Here is a 23,819-nt window from a genome sequence, read left to right on the forward strand (position 1 = left end):
CCCAACCTACGCGAATTCCCAAGTCCGGCCGAATTACTCGGCAGCCGGTTCGTTGGCCGCCGCCGCCACCACGACCCGCTCGGCCAGAGCGCGATCCACCCGCAGTTGCCCGGCTTCCTTCAAGCGCGCTTTGACGCCATCAATGTACGTTTCAAACAAGTTGTTGGCCCGGTCGCCGCGCAGGCGGTCCATGGTTTCCTTGCGCCGCTCGGCGAACTTTGTCAAATCGGCGTCTTTCCGACTGGTCACGGCCACCACGGCCACGGTTGGCGCGGCATTCCGGGCCGCGTACAGGGGCATCGGAATCAGTTCGCCGACTTTGACCTTTTCAGCGTTGGGGAAGGCAGCCGGGAAGGATTTGTTGTCAAGGTAGGCTGTGTCGTTGAAGTCCTTGATTTCCTCGACCTTGAGCTTCATGGCTTCGGCGGCGGACTTCAGACCGGCGGCGTTCTTGGCGGCGGCAATGAGTTCCTTGGCGCGGTCGTAAGCCTTCTGAAGCGCTTTTTCTTGCTTGACCTTGGCAACCACCTTGTCGCGCACTTCATCGAGCGTGGGGTCGCCCGGCTTCTTGATTTCGACGAGTTGGGGAATCGCAAATCCGCCGCGAACACCTACTTTTTCACCGACATCGTTTGGTTCCGTCAGCGCCGAAGTCTTTTCTTCAAACGACGGGTTGCTGCCGATGTCTGGAACGTCATCGCCCGGCGCGAAGAACGGCGTTTCGCGCTTGACATCATCCGGCGTCAGATTGAGCTTGGCAGCAATGGTCTTGGCTGTTTCCTCAAAGTTGCGTGTCCGCGACAGCAGCGAAACGGCTTCATCGGCAAGCTGCGACGCTTTGGCATAGGACAGCCGGTTACGAACGATGGCCAACAAGCCGGGCTTGGCTTCTTCAAAGGTTTTGATGGCGCGATCGGTAACCTTGAAGATGTAGAAGGCATTTCCGCGCCGCACCGGTTCGCTGACTTCACCAACCCCAAGGGTAAAAGCCGCCTCGACCGCCTCACCGGGCTTGACATTGGAACGCTCAACCTTGCCCAGATCGCCGCCCTTTGCCGCCGTTGCCGTATCCTGGGAGTTGCCACGCGCCAGGGAGGCGAAGTCTTCCGCCGGCACGCCCTCCTTGCCGCGCGCGCGCGCAACAAGCTCATTGGCTTTCTGGAGCACCTTGTCTTCATCCTTGGGCGTCAAGACCTTCAACACAATCTGACTGACCTGAACTGACTTGACCTGCTTGTTTGGGTCGTACTCTTTTTGCAGTTCTTCATCAGACACGGGAATGATCTCGGCTGCCTTGTCCTGGCTGACGTAAATGTAACGAACCTTGCGGCGGTCCTTGGTTGGGCGAAAGTCTTCCTTGTGGGCGTCGAAATAGGCGCGAAGTTCCTCGTCCGTCGGCTCGGCGACGCCCTTCTCAAAGTCGGTCGCGGGCAGGACCACGTAGCTCAACTCAAAGCGTGTGTTTTGCCGGCGGTATTCTTCTTCGGCTTCCTGCGGCGAAATCTGAATGCCACTGGTGATGAAGTTGCGCAGCTTCTCTTCAAGAATGGTGTAGGCCAGGTCGCGCTCAAACTCGACATAGGACGTTCCCATGCGCAGGAGTTGCTTTTTGTATTTCTCGACGCCAATGAAGCGGCCGTTTTCGTCGCGAAATTGTTCGCGCAGGCGCTGCTGGATTTCACCCTCCGTTGCCATGAGACCGAGCCGTTCGGCTTCCAGCTCGATAATCCGCCGTCTGACCAACTGTTGCAAAATAGCCCGGTCACTGCCTTGCTGGCGCAACTGCTGGATGCTCAACGGAAAGTTCCCCCCGCCGGAAGCCAGTTGGGCAGCATAACGACGATACATGGACACCAGATTCTGGAGTGAGGTCGTGTACTCCTTGGCCGTCACCGTTCGGCTACCGACCCGCGCAATGACGGTGTCTTCCGGGACGGGCTGCACTGCCTTGGGTCCACTCGCGCCGAACAGCGACCGCGAGGGGAGCGAGTACGCCAACACCATGACCAAGCCAAGGAAGAAGATGACGATAATGAGCAGCGTGCGTCGGGGATTGGACGCGGGGTTCGCAGAAGACGCTTCAGATTGAGCCATCGCGCGACAAAAAACCTCACACCAAGATGGAAGCTGCCAAGCGCAGCAAACGAAGCCAAGGAGCGTACCGAATCCAGCGCGCAAACGCAATCGGCTGAAAAATCACGGTTGACCGGTCGTAAGGCGGCCCAGGGCCGGCATCCAGGCGAAACACCAGCGCCGGCCAACCTTACGGCGTAAGCCGGATGCCCAGCATCGTCACATCGTCGCGCAGCGGCTCGCCACCGCGATAGTCGTCGAGTTCCTTTTCAAGGGCTTCGCGTTGCGCGGCGAGCGGCAGGCGAGCGATGGCCGCGAGAAACGCCGCGAGTCGGTGGCGGCCGTATTTTTTCTGCTGCGCGCTGTTCTGATCGACGAAACCATCCGTCGTCAACCAGAGCGTTTTCCCGCTGCCGACGGCGAAAACATGATTTTCGAATTTTTGCCCTGTCGCCCGCCGACTGCCGCCAATCGCGCGGCGGTTGCCATGAATCGTTTCGGTCGCTTTGCCGTCAGCGCAGACGAACAACGGACGCTGCGCCCCCGCGTAGGTTACGCAGTCGCGGCTGGGCGCGATGAGGCACAGGGCGATGTCCATGCCATCCAGCGTTTGCGCGTTGGCCGCGTCCTGCTTGAGAGCGGACCGGACGCCATCATCGAGACGTTCGAGAATTTCCGCCGGTGAATAGACTTGCCGCTCGACGACAATCTGGTTGAGCAAATTCGCGCCGAGCATGGCCATCATCGCGCCCGGCACGCCGTGCCCGGTGCAGTCGGCCACGGCGACGATGAGGCGTCCGTCATCCGCCTCGTGAAACCAGTAGAAATCGCCCGACACGATGTCGCGTGGATAAAACAAGAGGCAGTGTTCCGGCAGACAAGCCATCAGGCGCGACGGCGCGGGCAGCATCGCCCGCTGAATGCTTTCGGCGTATCTGATGCTGTCGAGAATCTGTTGATTCTTGTCTTCGACTTCGGCGTTGCGTTCGGCGAGACGCGCGTTCTGCTCGGCGAGTTGGGCGGCATAGTTGGCCTTGATTTCCGCCGCCTCCGCGCGCAGTCGGGCTTCGCGCAGGCGCGCTCGTTCGTTGACGCGCTGCACGCGCAGCCGGATGAATCCCGATACACCACCGACGAAAGCAACGGCATAGAGGCCATAGGCCCACCACGTCATCCACCACGGCGGACGAATCACGACCCGAAGGCTCGTCCCGACCTCATTCCACACACCGTCGCAATTCGCCGCCTTGACGTGAAAGACATATTCGCCCGGATCGAGATTCGTGTAGCTCGCCGAGGAGCGCGCTCCGCAGTAAATCCATTTCTCGTCGAAGCCTTCGAGTCGGTAGGCATAGGTATTTTTCGCGGCCTTTGAAAAACTCAGCGCGGCAAACTCAAACGAAAACGAATTCTCGCGGTACGTCAGCGGCGCGAGCGTCTGGCCGTTGAAATCCGTCATTTCCTGATCGAACTTCCGAAAGCGCGTCAGCGCCACCGGCGGCACGAACGGATTGTCGCTGATGGCCGATGGTTGGAATACAGTGAATCCGTCGCCGCCGAAAAACATCTCGCCGCGCGTGTTCCGCATGCGCGCGCCCGTGCGGAATTCGCCCTCCAGCCCGTCGTTCGCGTCATAAAACCGCGTCTTCCGCGTGGTCGGATTGAAGCGCAGCAACCCTTCATACGTGGCAATCCATAATTCCCCATCCAGGGAGAGGAGCATCGAAGCGACGATTTCGCTCAGTCCGGCGCGGGGCGTGACGTTTTCAAAGGTGCCGGTCGCGGTATCGAGGCGGGCGAGTCCGCCGTTGAGGCCCACCCAGAGCGCGCCACTCGCGTCGAAGCACAGGCAGTACACGCGCGCGCTCGGCAACCCCTTCGGATTTTTCGGATCGTACTCATAGCGCGTGAACGTTTCGCTGCGCGGATCAAAGCGGTTGATGCCATTGGAAGTGGCCAGCCAGAAAGTGCCGCCACTGTCTTCGACGATTTGCCAGATGCGATTGTTACTCAAGCTGTTCGGATTGCGCGGGTCATGCGAAAAGACCTTGATGGACCCGGTCGCGTCCGCCGGCAGTCGCGCCAGTCCAAAGCTTTCGGAAGCCGCCCACACCCCGCCTTCCCGATCTCGGTAGAGCACCTCGATGGTTCTCTTTTGCAAGACCTCGGCGTTGCTCGCCGCCCGAAATCTCGAAAACTTCCCCGTCGTCCGGTCGAAGACGTCGAGTCCGAGCGATGTGCCGACCAGCAGCGTGCCCTCGCGCGTTTCGAGCAGCGCGCTGGCCGCCTTGCCGCCCAGCGTCGTCGGGTCGTCAGGATCATGCTTCCAGACCTCGAAGGTTCCGCGCGCGCGGTCGAACCGGTTCAGCCCATCCGCCGTGCCAATCCAGGTCTCTCCGTTTCGGTCTTCCAGAAAACCAAGCACCGAATCGGAACTCAGACGGCGCGCGGCATCGGGATTGCTCTTGAACATCGGGAACCGCCGCGCCATCGGGTCGTAGGCGGTCAGCCCCTTCGCGCTGCCAATCCACACGATACCTGACCGGTCTTCAAAGACTGCCCGCGAAGCATTCGCCGAAACGCTTTTCAAGTCGCGTGGATCGTGAAAAGCCCGGACGACCTGGCCGGTTCCTTGATTCAATCGCGCCACGCCATTGCTCGTGGCAAACCAGAGCTGACCGAAGCGATCTTCGATGATGCCCCGTATGCGCCCCGGCGTTTGATTCGTCGGATGCTCCGACACTTCCCGGTAGCAAACCGAGTTGCCCGTCCGTGGATCGAAGCGATGCGCGGCGGTCGCGGTGCCAACCCACAGCGCGCCATCTCGCGCTTCGAGCAACGCGAAAACGCGGTTATCGGTGATGGGACTAGCCGTGGGCGGCTTCGGATGGTTTGCCTCGAAAACGAAATGGGTAAACGATCCACCACCGTCATAGCGGTCGAGTCCGCCACCATCGGTTCCCACCCAGAGTACGCCCGCCCGGTCGGTCAGCAGCGCCCGGATGCCGTTCGCGCTCAGCGATGTCGCCCGATTCGCATCATGGACGAACGCCGTGAATGTTTCGTCCACTGGGTCAAAGCGAAAGAGTCCGTCGGGCGAGCCAATCCAGAGCTGCCCGGAGCGGTCTTCAACGATGGCGTCAACCCGTGAACTCAGAAAACTGCGCGGGTTGCCCGGATCAGGCTGATAGCGCGTGAACGAGTTGTCGGCGCGGTTATATCGGTTGAAACCCGCGCCATTCGTGCCAATCCAGAGCGTTCCATCGCGGCTGACGCAAATGACGTGGACGTCATTGGCGCTGATTGATGTTGGATTCCCCGCGTCGAAGCGGTACGTCACCGCGTTGAGACCATCGAAGCGGTGCAGTCCGTCGGTCGTACCAAGCCAGAGGAACCCTTCCCTATCCTGCGCGATGCACTGAATTGCGGCTTGGGCGATGCGGAGTTCGGCCGGCGGACGCCGAAACTCGAATGGCGTCGCGGCCGATGCCGGCCACCCCCAACCGGCGGCGACCAGGACGAACGCGAGATGCGAAAACACGAACTGGAAAGACTTCGACGGCACCCTCATCAAAGCTGATAGTACGCGGACTACCGGCCAGAAAGCGACGCGAATTTCACCATTGGGATTCAGCCACCACGTAGCATGGAATCGCACTTTTGAACCAGCCTCAATCAAGACCACGGATGTTTTTCGTGACGACCACCCGGCCACATCCTGGGGAGGGTCGGTGGTTGCGCGGCCGGCTGGTCTCTGTGGCAAAGTATCACCTCACGGTTTCCGGTCGCCGATGGCGCGAAGCGCGGCCCGTCACCTTGGTGGTTCGCGCCAAACCGCTCACCACACGCACCCCTCCCATCCGCATGCACCAAACCTGCCCACACTGTCAGCTTCGCCAACCGCTTACCCAAACCAGTTGCGCCCGCTGTGGCTTGGCGCTGCCGCTTGGGCTGGCACGCCAGGTCGAGTGGCGGCCGCCACTGGAAGCCGAACCCACCGACGCGCAGGCCTATCAATCCGTCATTGGCGGCGCGTTGCTGGCGGCGGTGGTCGTGTTCGTGCCGTTTTTCGCCTTTATCTCCTTTGTCTTGCATCCACTCGTCACGCTGGTTCACGAACTTGGGCACACCATTGCCGGTTGGGTCTATGGCTACCCTTCGATTCCTGCGTTTGACTTCGTGTATGGCGGTGGCGTCACCATTCACCAGGATCGCAAGTGGCTGCTGGTCGGGGTCTGGTATGTCGCCTTTGCCGGACTGTTTTACTACTTTCGGGCCAATACCGGAACGCTCCTGCTCATCACGGGACTGGCGGCCGCCTATACCCTGACGGCAGTCACGTCCTGGCATGAGGCGATTACCATTGCGATGGGGCATGGCGGGGAACTCATCTTCGCCACGGTGTTTCTCTATCGCGCCTGGAGCGGCGAATCGCTGGTTCATGCACTGGAGCGCCCGCTCTATGCCTTCGCGGGCTTTTACATCCAGCTTTACGACCTCCGGTTTGCCTATCAGCTTTTGACCAGCCAGGAAGCCCGCCTCGATTACGAAGACGCCAAAGGCGGCGGCCACTGGATGGATTTCAGTCGGCTGGCGAACGATTTTTTTGGCAGTCGTTTCCTCATCGTCGTGCTTGCCTTCTTCATAGCCTGCCTGCTGCCGCCGGTCGTGGCCTGGCTGCTCCACCGCTACCGTCCGCACTGGCGGGCCTGGGTGATTGACCGCCTGACGCTCGTACCCTGAACGGCACCGGCTGCCACCGCCCACAACATCGTCCAAAACAGTTGGCAAACCCACGAAATGATGGTTGCATGTGAGCTAAACCACACTTTGCCTGAGATGTGTTCACGTCCCGATGCCTACGTCTTTCTCACTTGCTTCCCTCGCCGCCCTTGCCGGCCAAGAACTCGCCGTGAGTGACTGGTTCACGATTGACCAGTCGCGCATCACGACCTTTGGCGAAACCACCGGAGACACCCAGTGGATTCACTGCGACCCTGCCCGCGCCGCGGTCGAATCCCCCTTCAAAACCACCATTGCCCACGGCTTTCTCACGCTCTCGCTCATTCCACACTTGGTCGAGCAGACCCTTCACTTTGAAGGGGCGCGGCTGGCCCTCAACTACGGCCTCAACCGGGTGCGGTTCGTCACGCCAGTGCCGGCCGGCAGTCGCATCCGCGGCCGCTTCGCCATTGCTCAGGTCAAGTCCCTCGACAACGGACTCGACCTCACCCTCAACTGCACCATCGAGCTGGACGGGGCAGACAAGCCGGCCTGCGTCGCCGAGTGGATTTTGCGAGTGTTGGTCTGAAACGGGAGCTGCGCGCGCCATATGTTTGAGTTTTCACCCAAAGCAGTTGAACTTCGGGAACGCCTCCTTGCCTTCATGGACGAGCACATCTACCCGAATGAAACGACTTTCCTGGACGAAGTCGCCACCGGCGACCGGTGGCAGCCAACGCGCATCGTCGAAACCCTCAAGGCCAAAGCCAAAGCTGCCGGATTGTGGAACCTGTTCCTGCCGGAGAGCGAATATGGCGCGGGACTGAGCAACCTCGACTACGCCCCGCTGTGCGAAGTCATGGGGCGCTCGTTCCTGGGACCCGAAGTGTTCAACTGTTCCGCGCCGGACACCGGCAACATGGAAGTGCTTGTCCGGTACGGCACGCCGGAGCAAAAAAAACAGTGGCTCGAACCCCTTCTGGCCGGTGAGATTCGGTCCTGTTTCGCCATGACCGAGCCAGACGTGGCGAGTTCGGATGCCACCAACATCCAGGCCCGCATCGAGCGGGATGGTGACGAATACGTGGTCAACGGTCGGAAGTGGTGGACCAGTGGGGCCGGCGACCCGCGCTGCAAGCTCATCATCTTCATGGGGAAAACCAACCCGACCGCGCCCAAGCACCAGCAGCAATCCATGTTGCTGATTCCCATGGATACGCCCGGCGTGAAGGTCGTTCGCATGCTCGATGTTTTTGGCTATGACGACGCCCCGCACGGGCATGCCGAAGTCAGGTTTGAAAACGTCCGGGTTCCGGTGACGAACCTCCTGCTTGGCGAGGGGCGCGGGTTTGAAATTGCCCAGGGGCGACTCGGGCCTGGTCGCATCCACCACTGCATGCGACTCATCGGGCTGGCCGAACGTGCCCTCGAAGCCATGTGTCGGCGCGCGCTGACCCGGACGGCGTTTGGCAAGTCCCTGGCAGAACAGGGCGTGTTGCGGGCGGCCATTGCCGATTCCCGGATTGAGATCGAGCAGGCGCGACTGCTGACGCTCCAGGCCGCCGCCATGATGGACCGCCACGGCAACAAGGTCGCCCGAACGGAAATCGCCATGATCAAGGTCGTGGCGCCCAATATGGCGCTGCGGGTCATTGATCGCGCCATTCAGGCGCATGGTGGCGGTGGGGTGTGTGCCGATTTTGGACTGGCCTACGCCTGGGCGCAGGCGCGCACCCTACGATTGGCCGATGGCCCGGATGAAGTGCATCGGGAGTCCATCGCCAAGCTGGAGTTGAAAAAATACCATTCCCAGACTGGAGAACGCACTGGCGGAGGACGACATGGCGAATCATGAACTTCCGGCCGTTGGCATTATCATGGGCAGCGATAGTGACTACCCGGTGATGAAAGACGCAGCGGCAATCTGCATGGAATTTGGGGTTGCGCACGAAATGCGCATCGTTTCGGCCCACCGGACGCCACGCGACATGTTTATGTACGCCGAAACCGCCCACATGCGCGGGCTGCGGGTCATCATTGCCGGGGCCGGCGGCGCAGCCCACCTGCCAGGAATGGTCGCTTCGCTGACGCCACTGCCAGTCATCGGCGTTCCCATCGTGTCAAAGTCCCTCAACGGGCTCGATTCGCTCCTCTCCATCGTCCAGATGCCGGTGGGTGTTCCGGTCGCCACCGTCGCCATTGGCGCAGCCAAAAATGCCGGCATCCTGGCCGTGCAAATCGTGGCGACCGACAACCCAGAACTTCAGCGCGAGCTGGTTGACTTCAAAGCCCAGATGGCTGAGATCTCGCGTAATAAAAATCAACTCATCAACAACGAAAACTGAACCAAACAAACACTGCGACCGGTGCGGGCGGCCGCGCCGGGACTCGCCACGTGAAACCATGCGCTTGAATGGCAAAGTTACGCTCATCACCGGCGCGGCCGGTGGTATTGGTGGGGTCGTCACCCGAATGTACCTCCGTGAGGGCGCGCGTGTCGCCATCTCCAGTCGGTCGCTGGAACGCGCCGAACAGTTCCGTGCTTCGCTCGTAGCCGAAGGATTTCCCGGTGACAATATCCTGCCGGTGGCCCTGTCGCCCAACGACCTCATCAGCATGCAGACGGCCCTGGAAGCCATTGCCGCACGCTGGGGCGGGTTGGATGTTCTGATCAACAACGCCGGTTCGGCCGGGGCCAAGCAACCCCTGTTTCGGATTCCCTTCACGTCTGACGACTTGGCACAGTTGGCGGCCGAAGGGTTCACCGACAACGAAACCATGCGCGAATCCGCTGCCAACCTCCTGGGCTTGCCCTGGCATTTGACGCGCCTGGCGCTCCCCTACCTGCGGGTTGGTGCCAGCGTCATCAACGTCTCGACCATTTTCTCGCGCACCAACTACTATGGGCGGATTCCCTACGTCGTGCCGAAGTCGGCCCTGAACGCCCTGTCGCTCGGACTCGCCAAGCAACTCGGCACAACCGACCGCGCCGTGCGCGTCAACACGGTCTTTCCCGGCCCGATTGATTCCGACCGCATCCGCGCCGTGTTTGGCGCGATGGACCGGCTCAAGGGCGTGCCGGAGGGCACAACGGCGCAGGAATTCTTCGACATCATGATCCTGGCGCGGGCGCGGGACGCCGAGCCGCCGAGCAAGCGCTACCCGACCCAGGCCGATGTGGCCAACGTCATGGTCTTTCTCGGTTCGGATGAATCCGCCGCCATCTCTGGTCACAACTTCGAGATTACCCACGGCATGCAGGTCAAGGCCCAGAGCCGCACCAAGCTCACGGCCTGGCCCGACCAGCGGCTCATTGACCTCACCCGGCGCGTCGTACTCATCGTCGGCGGCGAGCAGGTCCATGACGCCGTAACCGTCGCCGCCAGCCAGCAGTCCCATGGGGCCTCGGTCATCCTGACGTTTCGGCAACCGGAAGCGGTCAATACGGCCAAGGCCCAGCTTGAGACGCGCGGCCTCAATCACAACATCGCCGTCACCTGGCTCGACCCCCTGCGCCGCGAATCGGTGACGAGCGTGTTTGACCTCATCCGGGAGCGTTACCACCGCCTCGATACAGTGATTGTCTTCCCGGCCCATGCCGCCGGCTACTACGGGCCAGAACTCATTGCGGCCGACGCGGAACAGGTGCGCCAATTCACCGATGAAGCCATTCTCGGCACGACGGCCTTTGCCGCGCAGCTCTCACGCTTCCTACTCGACTTCGACGCCGAAAACGAGCTTCAGGAACCGGTCAACGTCCTGTTTCTGACCAACGAGCACGACGGCGCGACCAACGCCTTTGAAGACATCTACCGCGCGGCCGTTGAGCAACTGCTGCGGGTCTGGCGGCACGAAGATGAACTGCAAGTTGCGGCCGGCACGCGCCGCTTTGCCATCCGAACCAATCAGATTGTCCGCTACGCCAACGCCGAGCCGGACAACCTCAAGTTCACGGCCGACTGGCTGGCGACACTGGCCAACCGCGTCCGCGTGTTCGATGAGCTGAACCTGTACGTGCCGGAAAACATCCAGCGCACGACCGGCAAGGCGGAGCTGCCCCGCGACATTGCTCGGACACTGCTGGGCCTGCATATCGGCAAAGTTGCCGTCATCACCGGCGGCAGCGCCGGCATCGGCGGCGCCATCGGCCACTACCTGGCACTTTCCGGGGCGAAAGTCGTCCTGGCGGCGCGGGATGCCGAAAAGCTGGCGGCGCTCAAGCGCGAGATTGTGGCCGAGCTGTTTGCCATTGGATACCCCCAGCCGGAAGCCCGCGTCGAAATCCTGCCCGACATTGACGTGGCCGACGAAGAGGCGCTCGCGCGATTGACCAAGTTTGCCGTTGACCGATTCGGACGGATTGACTTTCTCATCAACAACGCGGGCATCGCCGGGGCCGAAGAAATGGTGGTGGACCTGCCCCTGGCTGCCTGGCGGCACACGCTCAAGGCCAATCTCCTGAGCAACTATTCGCTCATCTACAAAATCGCGCCGCTGATGAAGAAACAGGGGGCCGGTTACATCCTCAACGTCAGCTCCTACTTTGGCGGCGAGAAGTACGTGGCCGTCGCCTATCCGAACCGGAGTGACTATGCCGTTTCCAAAGCCGGTCAGCGCGCCCTGGCCGAAATTTTGGCGCGGCACCTGGGGCCGGAAATCCAGATCAATGCCCTCTCGCCGGGGCCGGTCGAAGGTCAGCGCCTGCGTGGCGAAGGGGCGCGTCCTGGACTCTACGCCCGGCGGGCGCGGCTCATTCTCGAAAACAAACGGCTGAACGACATTCACGATGCCGTGATTCGCGCCTGGCGTGAGGGTGAATCGGTCAAAGCCGCCCTCGACGCACTGGTGCGCAACCACTTTGACGATGTCCTTGCTGCCAGCCCGCCCGAACCCGTGCGGCGGCTCATTGCTCACCTTCGGGCCGAGGCCACCGGCGATGGGCATTCGGATCGCGCGTACCTGATGACGCGCAAAATCGCCGAAAAACTTCTGCACCGACTCTTTGAGGGGGGCTATGTCACAGCAGTCGAGGATCGTGAAGCCTTTACGTCGTCGTTTTTGGACGAACTCCCAGAACCACCCGACCCATTTTTCGACCCGGCGGAAGTTGACAAGGAAGCCGAGCGGGTTCAGTCGAGCGTCCTGACCATGCTCAACCTGGGACGCATGCCGACCGAAGAAGAAATTGCCATTGCGACGGTGTTTTACCTCTCCGATCCGAATGTGAGCGGCGAAACCCTGCATCCATCCGGCGGCTTGAAGTTCGACCGGACGGTGACGGAGGGCGAGTTTTACGGCCTGCCGCGCAATGAAGACCTCATGGCACTGCGCCGCAAAAACGTCGTGCTGATCGGCGATTACCTCGAAGAAGAACTCCGCTGGCTGGTTGGGGCGTTTGCCATTCAGTTGGTCGTGCGTAACTGCATCATTCTGACCAAGACGGCCGAGCGGGCCGATTCGCTACGGCATTACTTTTCGGCGCAGCGGCTCAACAACCTCCACATCGTCAGCGGCGGGGCCAATATCGAAACCGCGCTGGACGACCTGGTGCGGCGGTTCGGACGCTTGGATGTCGTCGTTTCGACGCCCTTCGACCCGCTGCCGCTCAAGCCGCTGGCGGCGACTGAAGACTGGCGCGGCGTGCTCAACGAAAAAGACTTCGAGCAACTGGTTGAAACCCACATCACCCATCACTTCCGCGTGGCGAAAAAAGCGGCGTTGCAGGACAAATCGCAGATTGTGCTCGTGACGCCGAAAACGTCGCGCAACTCGTCACGCGAGGAGTTTGCGCTGGCGCTGTTCGTCAAAACGACGCTACACGCGCTGACGGCGACGTTGGCCGTGGAATGTGAGCGGTTCACGCATCACCCGACCGTCAACCAGGTGGACTTGACGCGCCGCGCGCGGGTCGAAGAGCCGCGCAATGAACGCGAGGAACGCGAGGAACTGGCCCGGTTCGTGGATGCCGTTCTGCTGGCGGCCGCGCCAGCGCCCGAACCCGACCAAAGTCGCTATCTGTCGCGGATTCACCGGGGAAATGCCATGACGGTCTAGGTTGTCCAGACCGGTGGGCCGTCTGGTCGGGCTGATGGTCCGCCGGCGCGCGCCGGGGACGCGCGGCCGCACCGCGAGAAAGAACAGAGGCATGGCGTTTGAATTCCGAAAGCTGGAGTTGCGCAACTGGAAGAACTTCACCCACGTCGAGGTTCCCATCGGCCGCCGGCTTTTTCTGGTTGGGCCGAATGCTTCGGGCAAATCCAACTTCCTCGATGTGTTCCGGTTTCTCCGGGATTTGTCCGCACCGGGCGGTGGGCTTCAGCATGCCGTCCATCGTCGCGGTGGCGTGAGCGCGCTTCGCTGCCTAGCGGCACGGCGCCACCCGGATGTGGCGATTGGCGTCTGGCTGGAGCGCGCCGGCGAATCCTGGACGTATGAACTCGCCTTCAATCAAGATAAGCAGCGTCGCCCTGTGGTCAAACGAGAACGTGTCACCCGTCAGGCGCAGGGACGGCTCGATGTCATTCTGGAGCGCCCGTCAGAGGCCGACCGGACAGACCCCACGCAGCTTACGCAAACCCACCTCGAACAGGTCAATGTCAACCGCGACTTCCGTGACCTGACGGATTTCTTTGCTTCGATCCGGTACTTGCACATCGTCCCGCAGCTCGTGCGCGAACCGGACCGTTCGGTTGGACGCGCCAACGATCCCTACGGCGGCGATTTTCTTGCGCAACTCGCCAAAACGAATGAAAAGACGCAAAGGGCCCGGCTGCGGCGCATTCAGGAAGCCTTGCAGGTGGCCGTGCCGCAGTTGACGTCCATCGAACTGTGGCGCGATGCCCACGGCACACCCCACCTACGGGGCAAGTACCGGCACTGGCGGCCGCAAGGCGCTTGGCAACAGGAAGAACAATTTTCGGACGGCACGCTGCGGCTGATGGGGTTGCTGTGGGTGGCGCTTGACCGGACGGGTCCGTTACTGCTTGAAGAACCGGAGTTGTCGCTGCATCCGGGGATAACCCGCTTCCTGCCGCAAATTCTGGCCCGGGCTCAGCGCCGTGCGGGACGGCAAATTTTCCTCAGCACCCACTCACCCGATCTTCTGTGCGATGAAGGCATCGGACTCGATGAGGTGGCGCTCATCCAGCCGGGGCCGGCAGGCGCGGATGTCTCGTTGGCCGCCTCGCACAGCGACATTGTGCGCCTGCTCGAAGGCGGACTGTCCCTGGCGGATGCCGTCATGCCCCGCACGACCCCGCCTGATGCGCAACAGTTGGCTTTATTTCCTGACATGTCGAACGGAGCATGACGGCGATCATCCAAGCGGCGGTCGAGGGGATCACAGATGAGGCGGTCATCCGTCGGCTCATCCATCATGTCGGCGCGGAGCCTGGCGCAATCCACGTTGGACAAGGCAAATCCAAAGTGCTCAAGGGCCTCACGGGCTACAACAACGCGGCCCAACAGTCTCCTTGGCTGGTGCTGGTGGACCTCGACCAAGAACCCTGCCCTGCGCAGGTCAAGCGTGTCTGGCTCCCAAGTCCGGCTCCCTGGATGTGCTTTCGTATTGCCGTCCGCGCCGTCGAAGCCTGGCTACTGGCGGACGTCGACACGCTGGCGGTCTTTCTTGGTGTTCCCCCAAAGTGTGTTCCAGTCCAGCCGGAAACTTGCCCTGATCCAAAGGCCGCCCTTGTCGCGCTGGCCGGGCACTCGCGCCGTCGGGAGATTCGTGACGCCATGATCCCGCAGGTCAATAGCGGACGACGAGTCGGGCCGGCTTACACATCCCAAGTCATCAACTATGCCCGGTATCACTGGCAGCCGCAGGCTGCCGCCCGGCGTGCGGATAGCCTGCGTCGCGCCATAAACTGTTTGCAAACACTTGCCAACCAAGCTAAGTCGCGGTTGGTCTAGTCAGTACACCAAACGCCCCGTTCGGCGCACGGTGGTGCCGCGCCCACAGTTGACCCACAGTTGAAGAACCGATCAAGCACTCGGCGGCAACCCTCGCCTTGAGGCAAAACTGCAATTGCGGCTATGCCCGGCATTCAAACATACTTGATGACTGACCCTTGAACATTCGTTTGGAAAGCGATCCCATCGGGCAGGTCATCGCGCGCGAGATACGTGATGCCACACATCTACGACAACATTGAACAAACACTCCTGGATGGGCTGCGCAGGGTATTCCACGATGCTGAAGCAGCTTCCTTCTGCGTCGGCTATCTCAACCTTCGCGGCTGGGATCAAGTAGCCGAAGCCGTCGAAAGGCTGGCCGGCGGTGAGGAGCGTCATGCCTGTCGGGTGCTCGTCGGCATGCATCGCCCGCCAGAAGCGGACATGAAGGCAATGGCCGGCCTCAAGCGCAACGGGGGTATCGTTGACGGCCCGGCCCTGGCGCGGCTGAAGCATCGCATCACGGAAGGTTTCAAGGAGCAGCTCGAATGCGGCGTTCCGTCCACTCAGGCCGAGACGACGCTACGCCGGCTGGCAGCGCAGCTTCGCGCGCGCAAGGTTGTTCTCAAAGCCTTCCTGCTTTATCCCCTGCACGCCAAGCTCTACTTGGTTCAGCGTCCCGATCTGTTCACGCCGCTCATCGGCTTCGTCGGCAGCAGTAATCTCACCTTGGCCGGGCTGTCACGCCAAGGCGAGCTGAATGTGGACGTGGTGGAGCAGGATGCCGCCAGAAAGTTGCAGAACTGGTTTGATGAGCGCTGGCGTGACAAGATGGCCATTGACCTCAGCGATGAACTCGCTCATCTCATCGAGACCAGTTGGGCCCGCACTGACCCGGTGCGTCCCTATCTCGTCTATCTCAAGATCGCTCACCATCTCTGCGCCGAGGCCCGCGAGGGGGAACGGGAGTTCCGCGCGCCGCGCATCTTTGCGGAAAAAGGCACGCCATTGCTCGATTTCCAGGAAAAGGCCGTCTCGCTGGCTGCCTACTATCTGCATCGGCGCGGCGGGGTGCTCCTGGGCGATGTCGTGGGTCTCGGCAAGACCCTGATGGCAACCGCCATCGCCCGCATCTTCCAGGAAGACAGCCACGGCAACACCCTGATCGTCTGCCCACCCAAGCTGGCGCCCATGTGGGAAGACTATTTACAAAGGTATGAAATCAATGGGCGGGTACTGTCATTCGGCAAGGTCACGGAGACGCTAGAGCGCCCCGAAGCGCCGCGCTATCGCCTGGTGGTCATAGACGAAAGTCACCATCTGCGCAACCGCCAAAGCCGGCGCTACAAAGCCATTCGGGATTACATCGAGCAAAACGATGCGCGGGTGCTGCTCCTCACCGCGACGCCATACAACAAACAGTTTACCGACCTGAGCAATCAACTTCGCCTGTTCGTTGACGAAGACCAGAATCTCCACGTTCGCCCGGAGCGGTTCTTGCAACAATGGATGGCTGACGGCCAGACTGAAGCCGATTTCATCGCCCACTTTCAGACCACCCTGAGTTCACTGCGGGCCTTCGAGCAAAGTCCCTTTCCCGAAGACTGGCGCGATTTGATGCGCCTGTTCCTAGTGCGGCGTACCCGCCAGTTCATCATCAGGCACTACGCCAAGTTTGACGCCGAGCGTCAGCGCTACTACGTGCAGCTCAACGGCAGTCCGATCCATTTCCCCCGCCGCGAACCCAAACGGGTGACGTTTCCCATCCGGGAGGACGACCCAAACGATCAGTACGCGCTCCTGTTCCACAACGAGGTTGTGGATGTGATCGAAAGGCTGTTGTTGCCGCGTTATGGCTTGGCCGGCTTCCTCGTGGCGCAGGCCGATCGCTTGGCTAAAGGGGATGAAAAACGCATCCTAGACAACCTCAACCGCGCCGGCCAACGCTTGATCGGCTTCTGCCGCACCAACCTGTTCAAGCGTCTGGAGTCCAGCGGCCACAGTTTCTTACTCTCGGTGGACCGCCACATCTTGCGCAACTTGGTCACACTCCACGCGCTCCAGCAAGGGCTTCCCATTCCAATCGGCACGCAGGACGCGGCCATGCTCGACACTGCCCTCAACGACGCCGACGATGACTTCCGCACAAGAGAGGAAAACGAGGCTGTGCCCGCCGCGCCGGCTTCCGAGGCCGATGCCGGAGATAGCTTACAGACGGCAACGCTGTCCGCGTATCAGTCCCGCGCAGCCACCATCTACCAAGCTTACAAGAGGCACTTCAAAGACCGTTTCGACTGGCTCGCTCCGAAGTTCTTTCGACCAGAGCTGAGCAAGGCGCTCGAAGCCGATGCCCAGGCGCTGCTCACCGTTTTGCAACGGGCAGTGCCGTGGCGACCGGAGCGTGACGCCAAGCTGGATGCGCTCATGCAACTGCTTACCCAACAACACCCTACCGACAAGGCGCTCATCTTTACCCAGTTTGCCGACACGGCCCTCTACCTCGAAAAACAGCTCGCCAAACGGGGCGTCACCGACTTGGCCGTCGTCACCAATCAGACCGCCGATCCGGTCGCGCTTGCGCGACGCTTCAGCCCCACCACCAACGGCGGCTTGCGCAACGGCGAAACAGAACTTCGCATCCTCATCGCTACGGACGTGCTGGCCGAAGGGCAAAACCTCCAGGATTGCCACATCATCATCAACTTCGACCTGCCCTGGGCGATCATTCGGCTCATTCAGCGCGCCGGGCGCGTGGATCGGATTGGTCAGCAGCGCGACACTATCACTGTCTATTCCTTCCTACCGGCCGACGGCGTCGAACGCATCATCGGCCTCCGCACACGCCTGTTCCATCGCCTTCAGCAAAACCAGGATGTCATCGGCACCGATGAGTCATTCTTTGGCGAGGAATCCGCCAACCGGCTGCATGACCTCTACACGGAAAAGGCCGGCACGCTGGACGACGACATGGCCGACGAAGACATTGACCTTGCCAGCCTGGCGCTCCAGGTGTGGAATAGCGCCTCCACCGATGACCAGAAGGCCGCCGTGGGCCTCCCACCAATCATCTCCGCCACGCGAGCGTTGCCTGAGTTTGCCGACACCGGCCGGCATGTGCCCGGCGTCATCGCCTACCTGCGCTATCCCGACGGCGCGGACACCTTGGTGCAAGTGGACGAGCGTGGCAACCTCGTTTCGCAATCCCTTTCGGCCATCTTTCGCGCTGCCGCTTGTGGGCCTGATACGTCGCCACTGCCTCGCGCTTCCAACCACCACGAGCTGGTGACTCGCTGTGTCGAGCTCGCAACCGAAGAAGAGCAAGGTGGGGCCGGGCATCTCGGCTCTCTGCGCGGCGCACGGCGCAAACTGTGGGAGAGGCTCGACCGTTACCGCCGACGCCAGCAGGAAAAGCCGTCGCTTTTCGATGGACAAGTGCTGGAGCGACTCGACAGCGTGCTGAACCTCATCTGGCGTCATCCACTCAAACGCATCGCGCACGATGCCATCAACCGTCAGATGCGCCTCGGCATCACCGACGAAGGGCTGCTGGAGATGGTCTTGCGCCGCGCCGACGATGACAGTCTGTGCGAGGTGACCAATGAGGATGAGGCCTCACGCGCTGGGCCACAACTGATCTGTTCACTCGGACTCGCCCTACCGACAACAGAGGGAGAACCATCATGAGCGCCTTGCTTCAGGAAATTGAATCTCGACTGAACAGCAATCTCGCCGAACAGCTCACCCCACTTTTTTGCGAGACGCTCGGCTGGGGCGGGCCGCGCGACATGAAGCCGAAGAAACTGGAGGTCGGTGAGCCGCTCAACACTACCCTCACGGCTCACCCAGTGGCGCAGCTTTCCGGGCTGCCCGTCTATCGCCTCGATTGGCCGGAAAACTGCTTGCCCGGCGTCGCTGCCCGCCGGGCGGTGCAGCGCAGCTTGAAGCCGACGCACGCCGAGCATTTGCAGTGCTACGTCACCGCCGATGGTCGGCAAGCGGCGTTCGTCTGGGCGCACAACCGCCATGATGGCAAAACCGAGCTGCGTACGCTCCCCTATGAAACCGGCTCGCCAGCCCGGACCACCATCGAACGACTGGGCGAACTCGCCTTCAACCTCGATGAACTTGGTCCCAATGGTCAGCCATCTATCACTACCGTCACTGACAAACTCAGCAAGGCTTTCAGCGTCGAAGCCGTCACCAAACGCTTTTATCAGGAAATCGCCAACTGGTTCTTCTGGGCGCGCGAGCAGGTCGTCTTTCCAATGTCTGAAACCGAGAAGAACAAAGAAGCCTACCTTTCCCAAAGCCTCATTCGGCTGATCACGCGCTTGATGTTTTGCTGGTTCGTCAAACACATGGGACTCATCCCTGGTGAGCTATTCGACCCGCAATCTCTTGCCACGCTGCTCAAAGACGGCACTAACCTGCCGGACAGTGCGAAGACTACGTTTTACAAAGCCATTCTGCAGAATCTGTTCTTTGCCACCCTCAATCAGGAAATCGGCCAACGCCAGTTCCGCAAGCGTAACCCCCAGGGCCGCGATCAGCACCGTGGCATTACCAATCTCTACCGCTACGAGGACTTATTCACTGACCCGCAGGCATTTCTGAAGTTGGTTCAGCACATTCCGTTTCTAAACGGCGGTCTGTTCGAGTGTCTCGATCAGGTTTACCGCGCCAAGGAGCATCGGCCGGATGTGCGCATTGACAGCTTTTCCGACCATCCTAAAAACCCCCTCTCGGTTCCGGATTTTCTCTTCTTCGGCAACGAGCGAAATGCGGACCTTTCCAAGGCCTATGGCGAAGCGAAATACAAGTGCGCCACCGTCCGCGGACTCGTTCACATTCTCAGGAGCTATAACTTCACCATTACCGAGTCCACGCCGCTGGATCAGGAAGTGGCGCTCGACCCGGAACTAGCCGGCAAGATATTTGAGAACCTGCTGGCGGCTTACAACCCTGAAACGTCCACTACTGCCCGCAAGGCGACCGGTTCTTACTACACTCCGCGCGAGATTGTGGACTACATGGTGGATGAGGCACTCATTGCGTATCTACAAACCAAAGTGGAACAGACATTCCTGTCTGTTTCTTCACCAGAACAAACGCAGGCAGAAATGCCTGCACCACACTCCCAACACCAGGTGGAACAGACATTCCTGTCTGTTTCTTCACCAGAGCAAACGCAGGCAGAAATGCCTGCACCACACTCCCAACACCAAGTGGAACAGACATTCCTGTCTGTTTCTTCACCAGAACAAACGCAGGCAGAAATGCCTGCACCACACTCCCAACACCAGGTGGAACAGACATTCCTGTCTGTTTCTTCACCAGAACAAACGCAGGCAGAAATGCCTGCACCACACTCCCAACACCAGGTGGAACAGACATTCCTGTCTGTTTCTTCACCAGAGCAAACGCAGGCAGAAATGCCTGCGCCACACTCCCAACACCAGGTGGAACAGACATTCCTGTCTGTTTCCTCTTCAGAAGCACAAGCGCAGACAGGAATGTCTGCTTCACTTTCGATCACAAGGCGTAACCTCCCCCACTGGTCCAATCCTGGTTCCATCTACTGGATCACATTCCGCCTCGCCGATGCGCTGCCGCAAGATAAACTTCGTGCTTGGAAGGAACAACGTGACATCTGGATCAAACAGCACCCAGAACCTTGGTCTGATGCCGATTGGAAGGAATATAACAAACACTTCGGCGAACAACTCGAAGCTTGGCTTGACGCCGGTATGGGTTCGCGCGCGCTGGCCCGACCCGACGTGCGCGACGCTGTACGCGCCTGCCTGATGCGCTTCGATGGCGAGCGATTATGGGTTCATGCGGCGGTCATCATGCCCACCCATGTCCATGCGTTGCTCGAACCACTCGGCGCACATCGCCTTTCCGATCTCATGAAGGGGATCAAGGGAGCAAGCGCGAGAGAAGCCAACAAACTCCTCGGTAAGACAGGTCAATTCTGGCTCGATGAATCGTTTGATCATATTGTCCGCAGCGAAGCGCAGTACCGGCATTTTATTCGTTATATTGCGGAGAATCCGACAAAAGCCCATTTGCGCCCTGATGAGTATTGGCTTTACCAAAATGTGGAGCAGGCATTTTTGCCTGCTCCTTCAAAAACACAGATAAGAATGTCTGCACAGAAAGAGCAACAGGCAGGAATGTCTGTTCCACTCTCACAAGAGCAACAACAAGCAGAAATGCCTGCACAGAAAGAGCAACAGGCAGGAATGCCTGTTCCACTCTCGCAACGACTTCGCCATCTCTTCGCTTATAACGACGAACCGCACCAGTTCAGCCCGGACGAGGTACAGACGCTCATTACAGCCATTGACAACCTTAAGGCGCTTGACCCGGCCTGTGGTTCAGGGGCGTTTCTGATGGGGCTACTCCATAAGCTGGTGTTCATCCTCGGCAAGCTTGACCCACGCAACGAACAGTGGAAACAGCGCCAGATCGCTCGCGTCCAAGAGGCTATCCGCGCCGCGGAAAAGATCGAGGACACAACGATCCGCGAACGTACCCTCAATGACCTCGAGCGCCAGATTGCCAGCATCGAGGACGCCTTCGCCCGTGGCGCACTCGACTACGGGCGCAAGCTTTACTTGATCGAGAACTGTCTCTACGGCGTGGACATCCAACCGATTGCCGTTCAAATCGCCAAGATGCGCTTCTTTATTTCGCTTACTGTAGATCAAAAGGTGGAAAAGTCATTCTTGTCTGTTGGAGAAGAACAAGAATCGCAGGAAAGCATGCCACCTTTGAATCTGGGTATTCGCCCGCTGCCGAACCTGGAAACCAAGTTTGTGGCAGCCAACGCGCTGATCGGGATTGAAAAACCGAAGCAGCTTGTGCTGCGCAACTCGCAGATTGAGTCCAAGGAAGCCGAACTGCGGCAGGTACGCGAACGCCACTTTACTGCCCGAACCCCGGCCACGAAGGCCAAATATCGGGAACTGGACACCAAGCTCCGCACTGAAATCAGTCAGTTGCTCTTTGACGATGGTTTTGCGCGCGAGACGACCGAGAAACTGGCCAACTGGGATCCCTACGACCAGAACGCCTCGGCTGGCTTCTTCGACCCAGAGTGGATGTTTGGGATAAAGGTAGAACAGGCATTCCTGCCTGTTACTCAACAACAAACACAGACAGAAATGTCTTTGTCACGCTCTGACCCCAGGGTAGAACAGGCATTCTTGCCTGTTACTCAACAGCAAACACAGACAGAAATGTCTTTGTCACGCTCTGACCCCAGGGTAGAACAGGCATTCTTGCCTGTTACTCAACAGCAAACACAGACAGAAATGTCTTTGTCACGCTCTGCCCCCAGGGTAGAACAGGCATTCTTGCCTGTTACTCAACAGCAAACACAGACAGAAATGTCTTTGTCACGCTCTGCCCCCAGGGTAGAACAGGCATTCTTGCCTGTTACTCAACAGCAAACACAGACAGAAATGTCTTTGTCACGCTCTGCCCCCAGGGTAGAACAGGCATTCTTGCCTGTTACTCAACAGCAAACACAGACAGAAATGTCTTTGTCACGCTCTGCCCCCAGGGTAGAACAGGCATTCTTGCCTGTTACTCAACAGCAAACACAGACAGAAATGTCTTTGTCACGCTCTGCCCCCAGGGTAGAACAGGCATTCTTGCCTGTTACTCAGCCAGAGACACAGACAAGAATGTCTGTGTCACAGTGTGGGTTTGACATCGTAATTGGCAACCCGCCATATGTGCGCCAAGAAGCGATCAAGGAACTGAAGCCAGCACTCAGAACCCAAAGCTACAGTTGCTACACCGGCACGGCCGACCTGTACGTCTATTTCTACGAACGCGCGCTCCAGCTTCTGCGGCACGGCGGCGTACTCTGCTTCATCTCCAGCAACAAATTCTTTCGCTCGGCCTACGGCGAAAAGCTCCGGGCGCTACTGGCCAAGCAAACCATCCATCACATTATTGATTTCGGCGACGCCCCAGTTTTTACCGCCATTGCCTACCCGGCCATTCTCGTTTTGTCGAAAATACCAACCAATGCTCACGCCGTGCGCGCTCTCAACTGGAAACCTGGCCTGCCCGTCGAACACTTCCCCGACATCTTTCAAACCCAAAGCTTCCCTATTGCCCAAACCGAACTTCGTCCCAACGGCTGGCGGCTCGAATCGAGCGCCGTTCTGCGCCTGCTGGAGAAAATTCGTGCCGCCGGCAAGCCACTTGGAGCATATGTCAATGGGCGTCTTTACCGAGGGATTATTACAGGACTCAATGCGGCGTTTGTCGTGGATCGTGCAACCCACGACCGGCTGATTGCCGAGCACGAGTCTTCCGCCGAGGTGCTCAAGCCGTTTCTGCGTGGCCGGGACGTGAAACGCTGGCGCGTCGAGGCGCAGAACTTGTGGCTCGTCTTCGTGCCTTGGCATTTTCCGCTACATGAAGACAACTCAATTGCTGGAGCGTCAACGAAAGCAGAACATGAATTCGCCAAACGCTACCCAGCGATCTATGAACACCTCCACCGGTTCAAACAGGACCTTGAGGCGCGGAATAAAGACGAAACAGGGGTTCGTTACGAGTGGTATGCACTCCAACGCTGGGGCGCGGAGTACTGGCACGAGTTCGCCAAGCAGAAGATAATCGTCCCAGCGATTGAGCAGACTGTTTCGTATGCTCTGGACGAAGAGGGCTATCACAGCAACGACAAAACGACGATAATTGTCAGCAGCGATGTCAAATACCTTCTTGCGCTTCTAAACTCGGCTGTTCTCTGGTGGTGTATTCGTCAACAAGCCGCGACGAAACAAGGCGGCTTCTACGAATTCAAACCAATGTATGTCAGACAACTTCCCATCGCTTCGGCGAAGCCCGCGGAGCACGATGCGCTGGTGCAACTCGTAGAAAGCATCCTCGCAGCGAAGCGCGGCAACCCGGCGGCAGACGTTTCGGCGCTGGAACAGGAGATAGATGAGCGGGTTTACCGGCTCTACGGGCTGGCCAAAGACGAAATCAAGATCGTGAAGGAAATCACAAGGCGCTGAAGAAGCGCTCGACGGTGAGGCGGTTGCCTCCGCTTCTCGCAGTGGGAAACGGTGGTCAACTTGGTCGGCAACTGCCTCAGCGCC

General features: G+C 59.8%; 11 protein-coding genes. 9 read left to right on the plus strand and 2 right to left on the minus strand.

What is annotated here, in order from left to right; genetic code table 11:
* Positions 1-33: 33 nt before the first annotated feature.
* Both J8C06_RS14220 and J8C06_RS14225 read right to left on the minus strand, forming a co-directional pair.
* Entirely contained in the window at positions 34-2,094 is a 2,061-nt protein-coding gene (locus tag J8C06_RS14220; RefSeq protein ID WP_211430083.1) for a peptidylprolyl isomerase, read from the minus strand.
* Between the two features lie 169 nt (positions 2,095-2,263).
* Positions 2,264-5,614 (minus strand): two-component regulator propeller domain-containing protein, encoded by a 3,351-nt coding sequence (locus tag J8C06_RS14225; protein ID WP_211430084.1) that lies wholly within the window; start codon positions 5,612-5,614, stop codon positions 2,264-2,266.
* A gap of 155 nt (positions 5,615-5,769) precedes the next feature.
* Here J8C06_RS14225 and J8C06_RS14230 point away from each other — a divergent pair, with 155 nt between their 5' ends.
* The 9 genes from J8C06_RS14230 (at position 5,770) to J8C06_RS15265 (ending at position 23,735) form a co-directional block, all read left to right on the plus strand.
* Entirely contained in the window at positions 5,770-6,816 is a 1,047-nt protein-coding gene (locus J8C06_RS14230) for a hypothetical protein (protein ID WP_211430085.1), read from the plus strand.
* A 112-nt stretch (positions 6,817-6,928) separates the two neighbouring features.
* Positions 6,929-7,384, plus strand: a complete 456-nt coding sequence (locus J8C06_RS14235) for a MaoC family dehydratase (RefSeq protein WP_211430086.1) — start codon at positions 6,929-6,931, stop codon at positions 7,382-7,384.
* A gap of 21 nt (positions 7,385-7,405) precedes the next feature.
* Entirely contained in the window at positions 7,406-8,650 is a 1,245-nt protein-coding gene (locus J8C06_RS14240) for an acyl-CoA dehydrogenase (RefSeq protein WP_211430087.1), read from the plus strand.
* Positions 8,637-9,140: a 5-(carboxyamino)imidazole ribonucleotide mutase gene (purE, locus tag J8C06_RS14245; protein WP_211430088.1), complete on the plus strand. Its 504-nt coding sequence runs from the start codon at positions 8,637-8,639 to the stop codon at positions 9,138-9,140. Before J8C06_RS14240 ends, purE begins: the two co-directional genes overlap by 14 nt.
* A 64-nt stretch (positions 9,141-9,204) precedes the next feature.
* Complete coding sequence (locus J8C06_RS14250; RefSeq protein ID WP_455423726.1) at positions 9,205-12,849, plus strand: SDR family oxidoreductase; 3,645 nt, start codon at positions 9,205-9,207, stop codon at positions 12,847-12,849.
* Between the two features lie 91 nt (positions 12,850-12,940).
* On the plus strand, positions 12,941-14,104 hold the full coding sequence (locus tag J8C06_RS14255) for an AAA family ATPase (protein WP_211430090.1): 1,164 nt from the start codon (positions 12,941-12,943) through the stop codon (positions 14,102-14,104).
* On the plus strand, positions 14,101-14,709 hold the full coding sequence (locus tag J8C06_RS14260) for a hypothetical protein (protein ID WP_211430091.1): 609 nt from the start codon (positions 14,101-14,103) through the stop codon (positions 14,707-14,709). Before J8C06_RS14255 ends, J8C06_RS14260 begins: the two co-directional genes overlap by 4 nt.
* Before the next feature lie 216 nt (positions 14,710-14,925).
* Entirely contained in the window at positions 14,926-18,375 is a 3,450-nt protein-coding gene (locus J8C06_RS14265) for a helicase-related protein (RefSeq protein WP_211430092.1), read from the plus strand.
* Complete coding sequence (locus J8C06_RS15265) at positions 18,372-23,735, plus strand: Eco57I restriction-modification methylase domain-containing protein (protein WP_246602121.1); 5,364 nt, start codon at positions 18,372-18,374, stop codon at positions 23,733-23,735. The genes J8C06_RS14265 and J8C06_RS15265 overlap by 4 nt, the downstream gene beginning before the upstream one ends.
* The last annotated feature ends 84 nt before the right edge of the window (positions 23,736-23,819 follow it).

The organism is Chloracidobacterium validum (genome assembly GCF_018304825.1).
GTDB classification, from domain to species: Bacteria; Acidobacteriota; Blastocatellia; order Chloracidobacteriales; family Chloracidobacteriaceae; genus Chloracidobacterium; species Chloracidobacterium validum.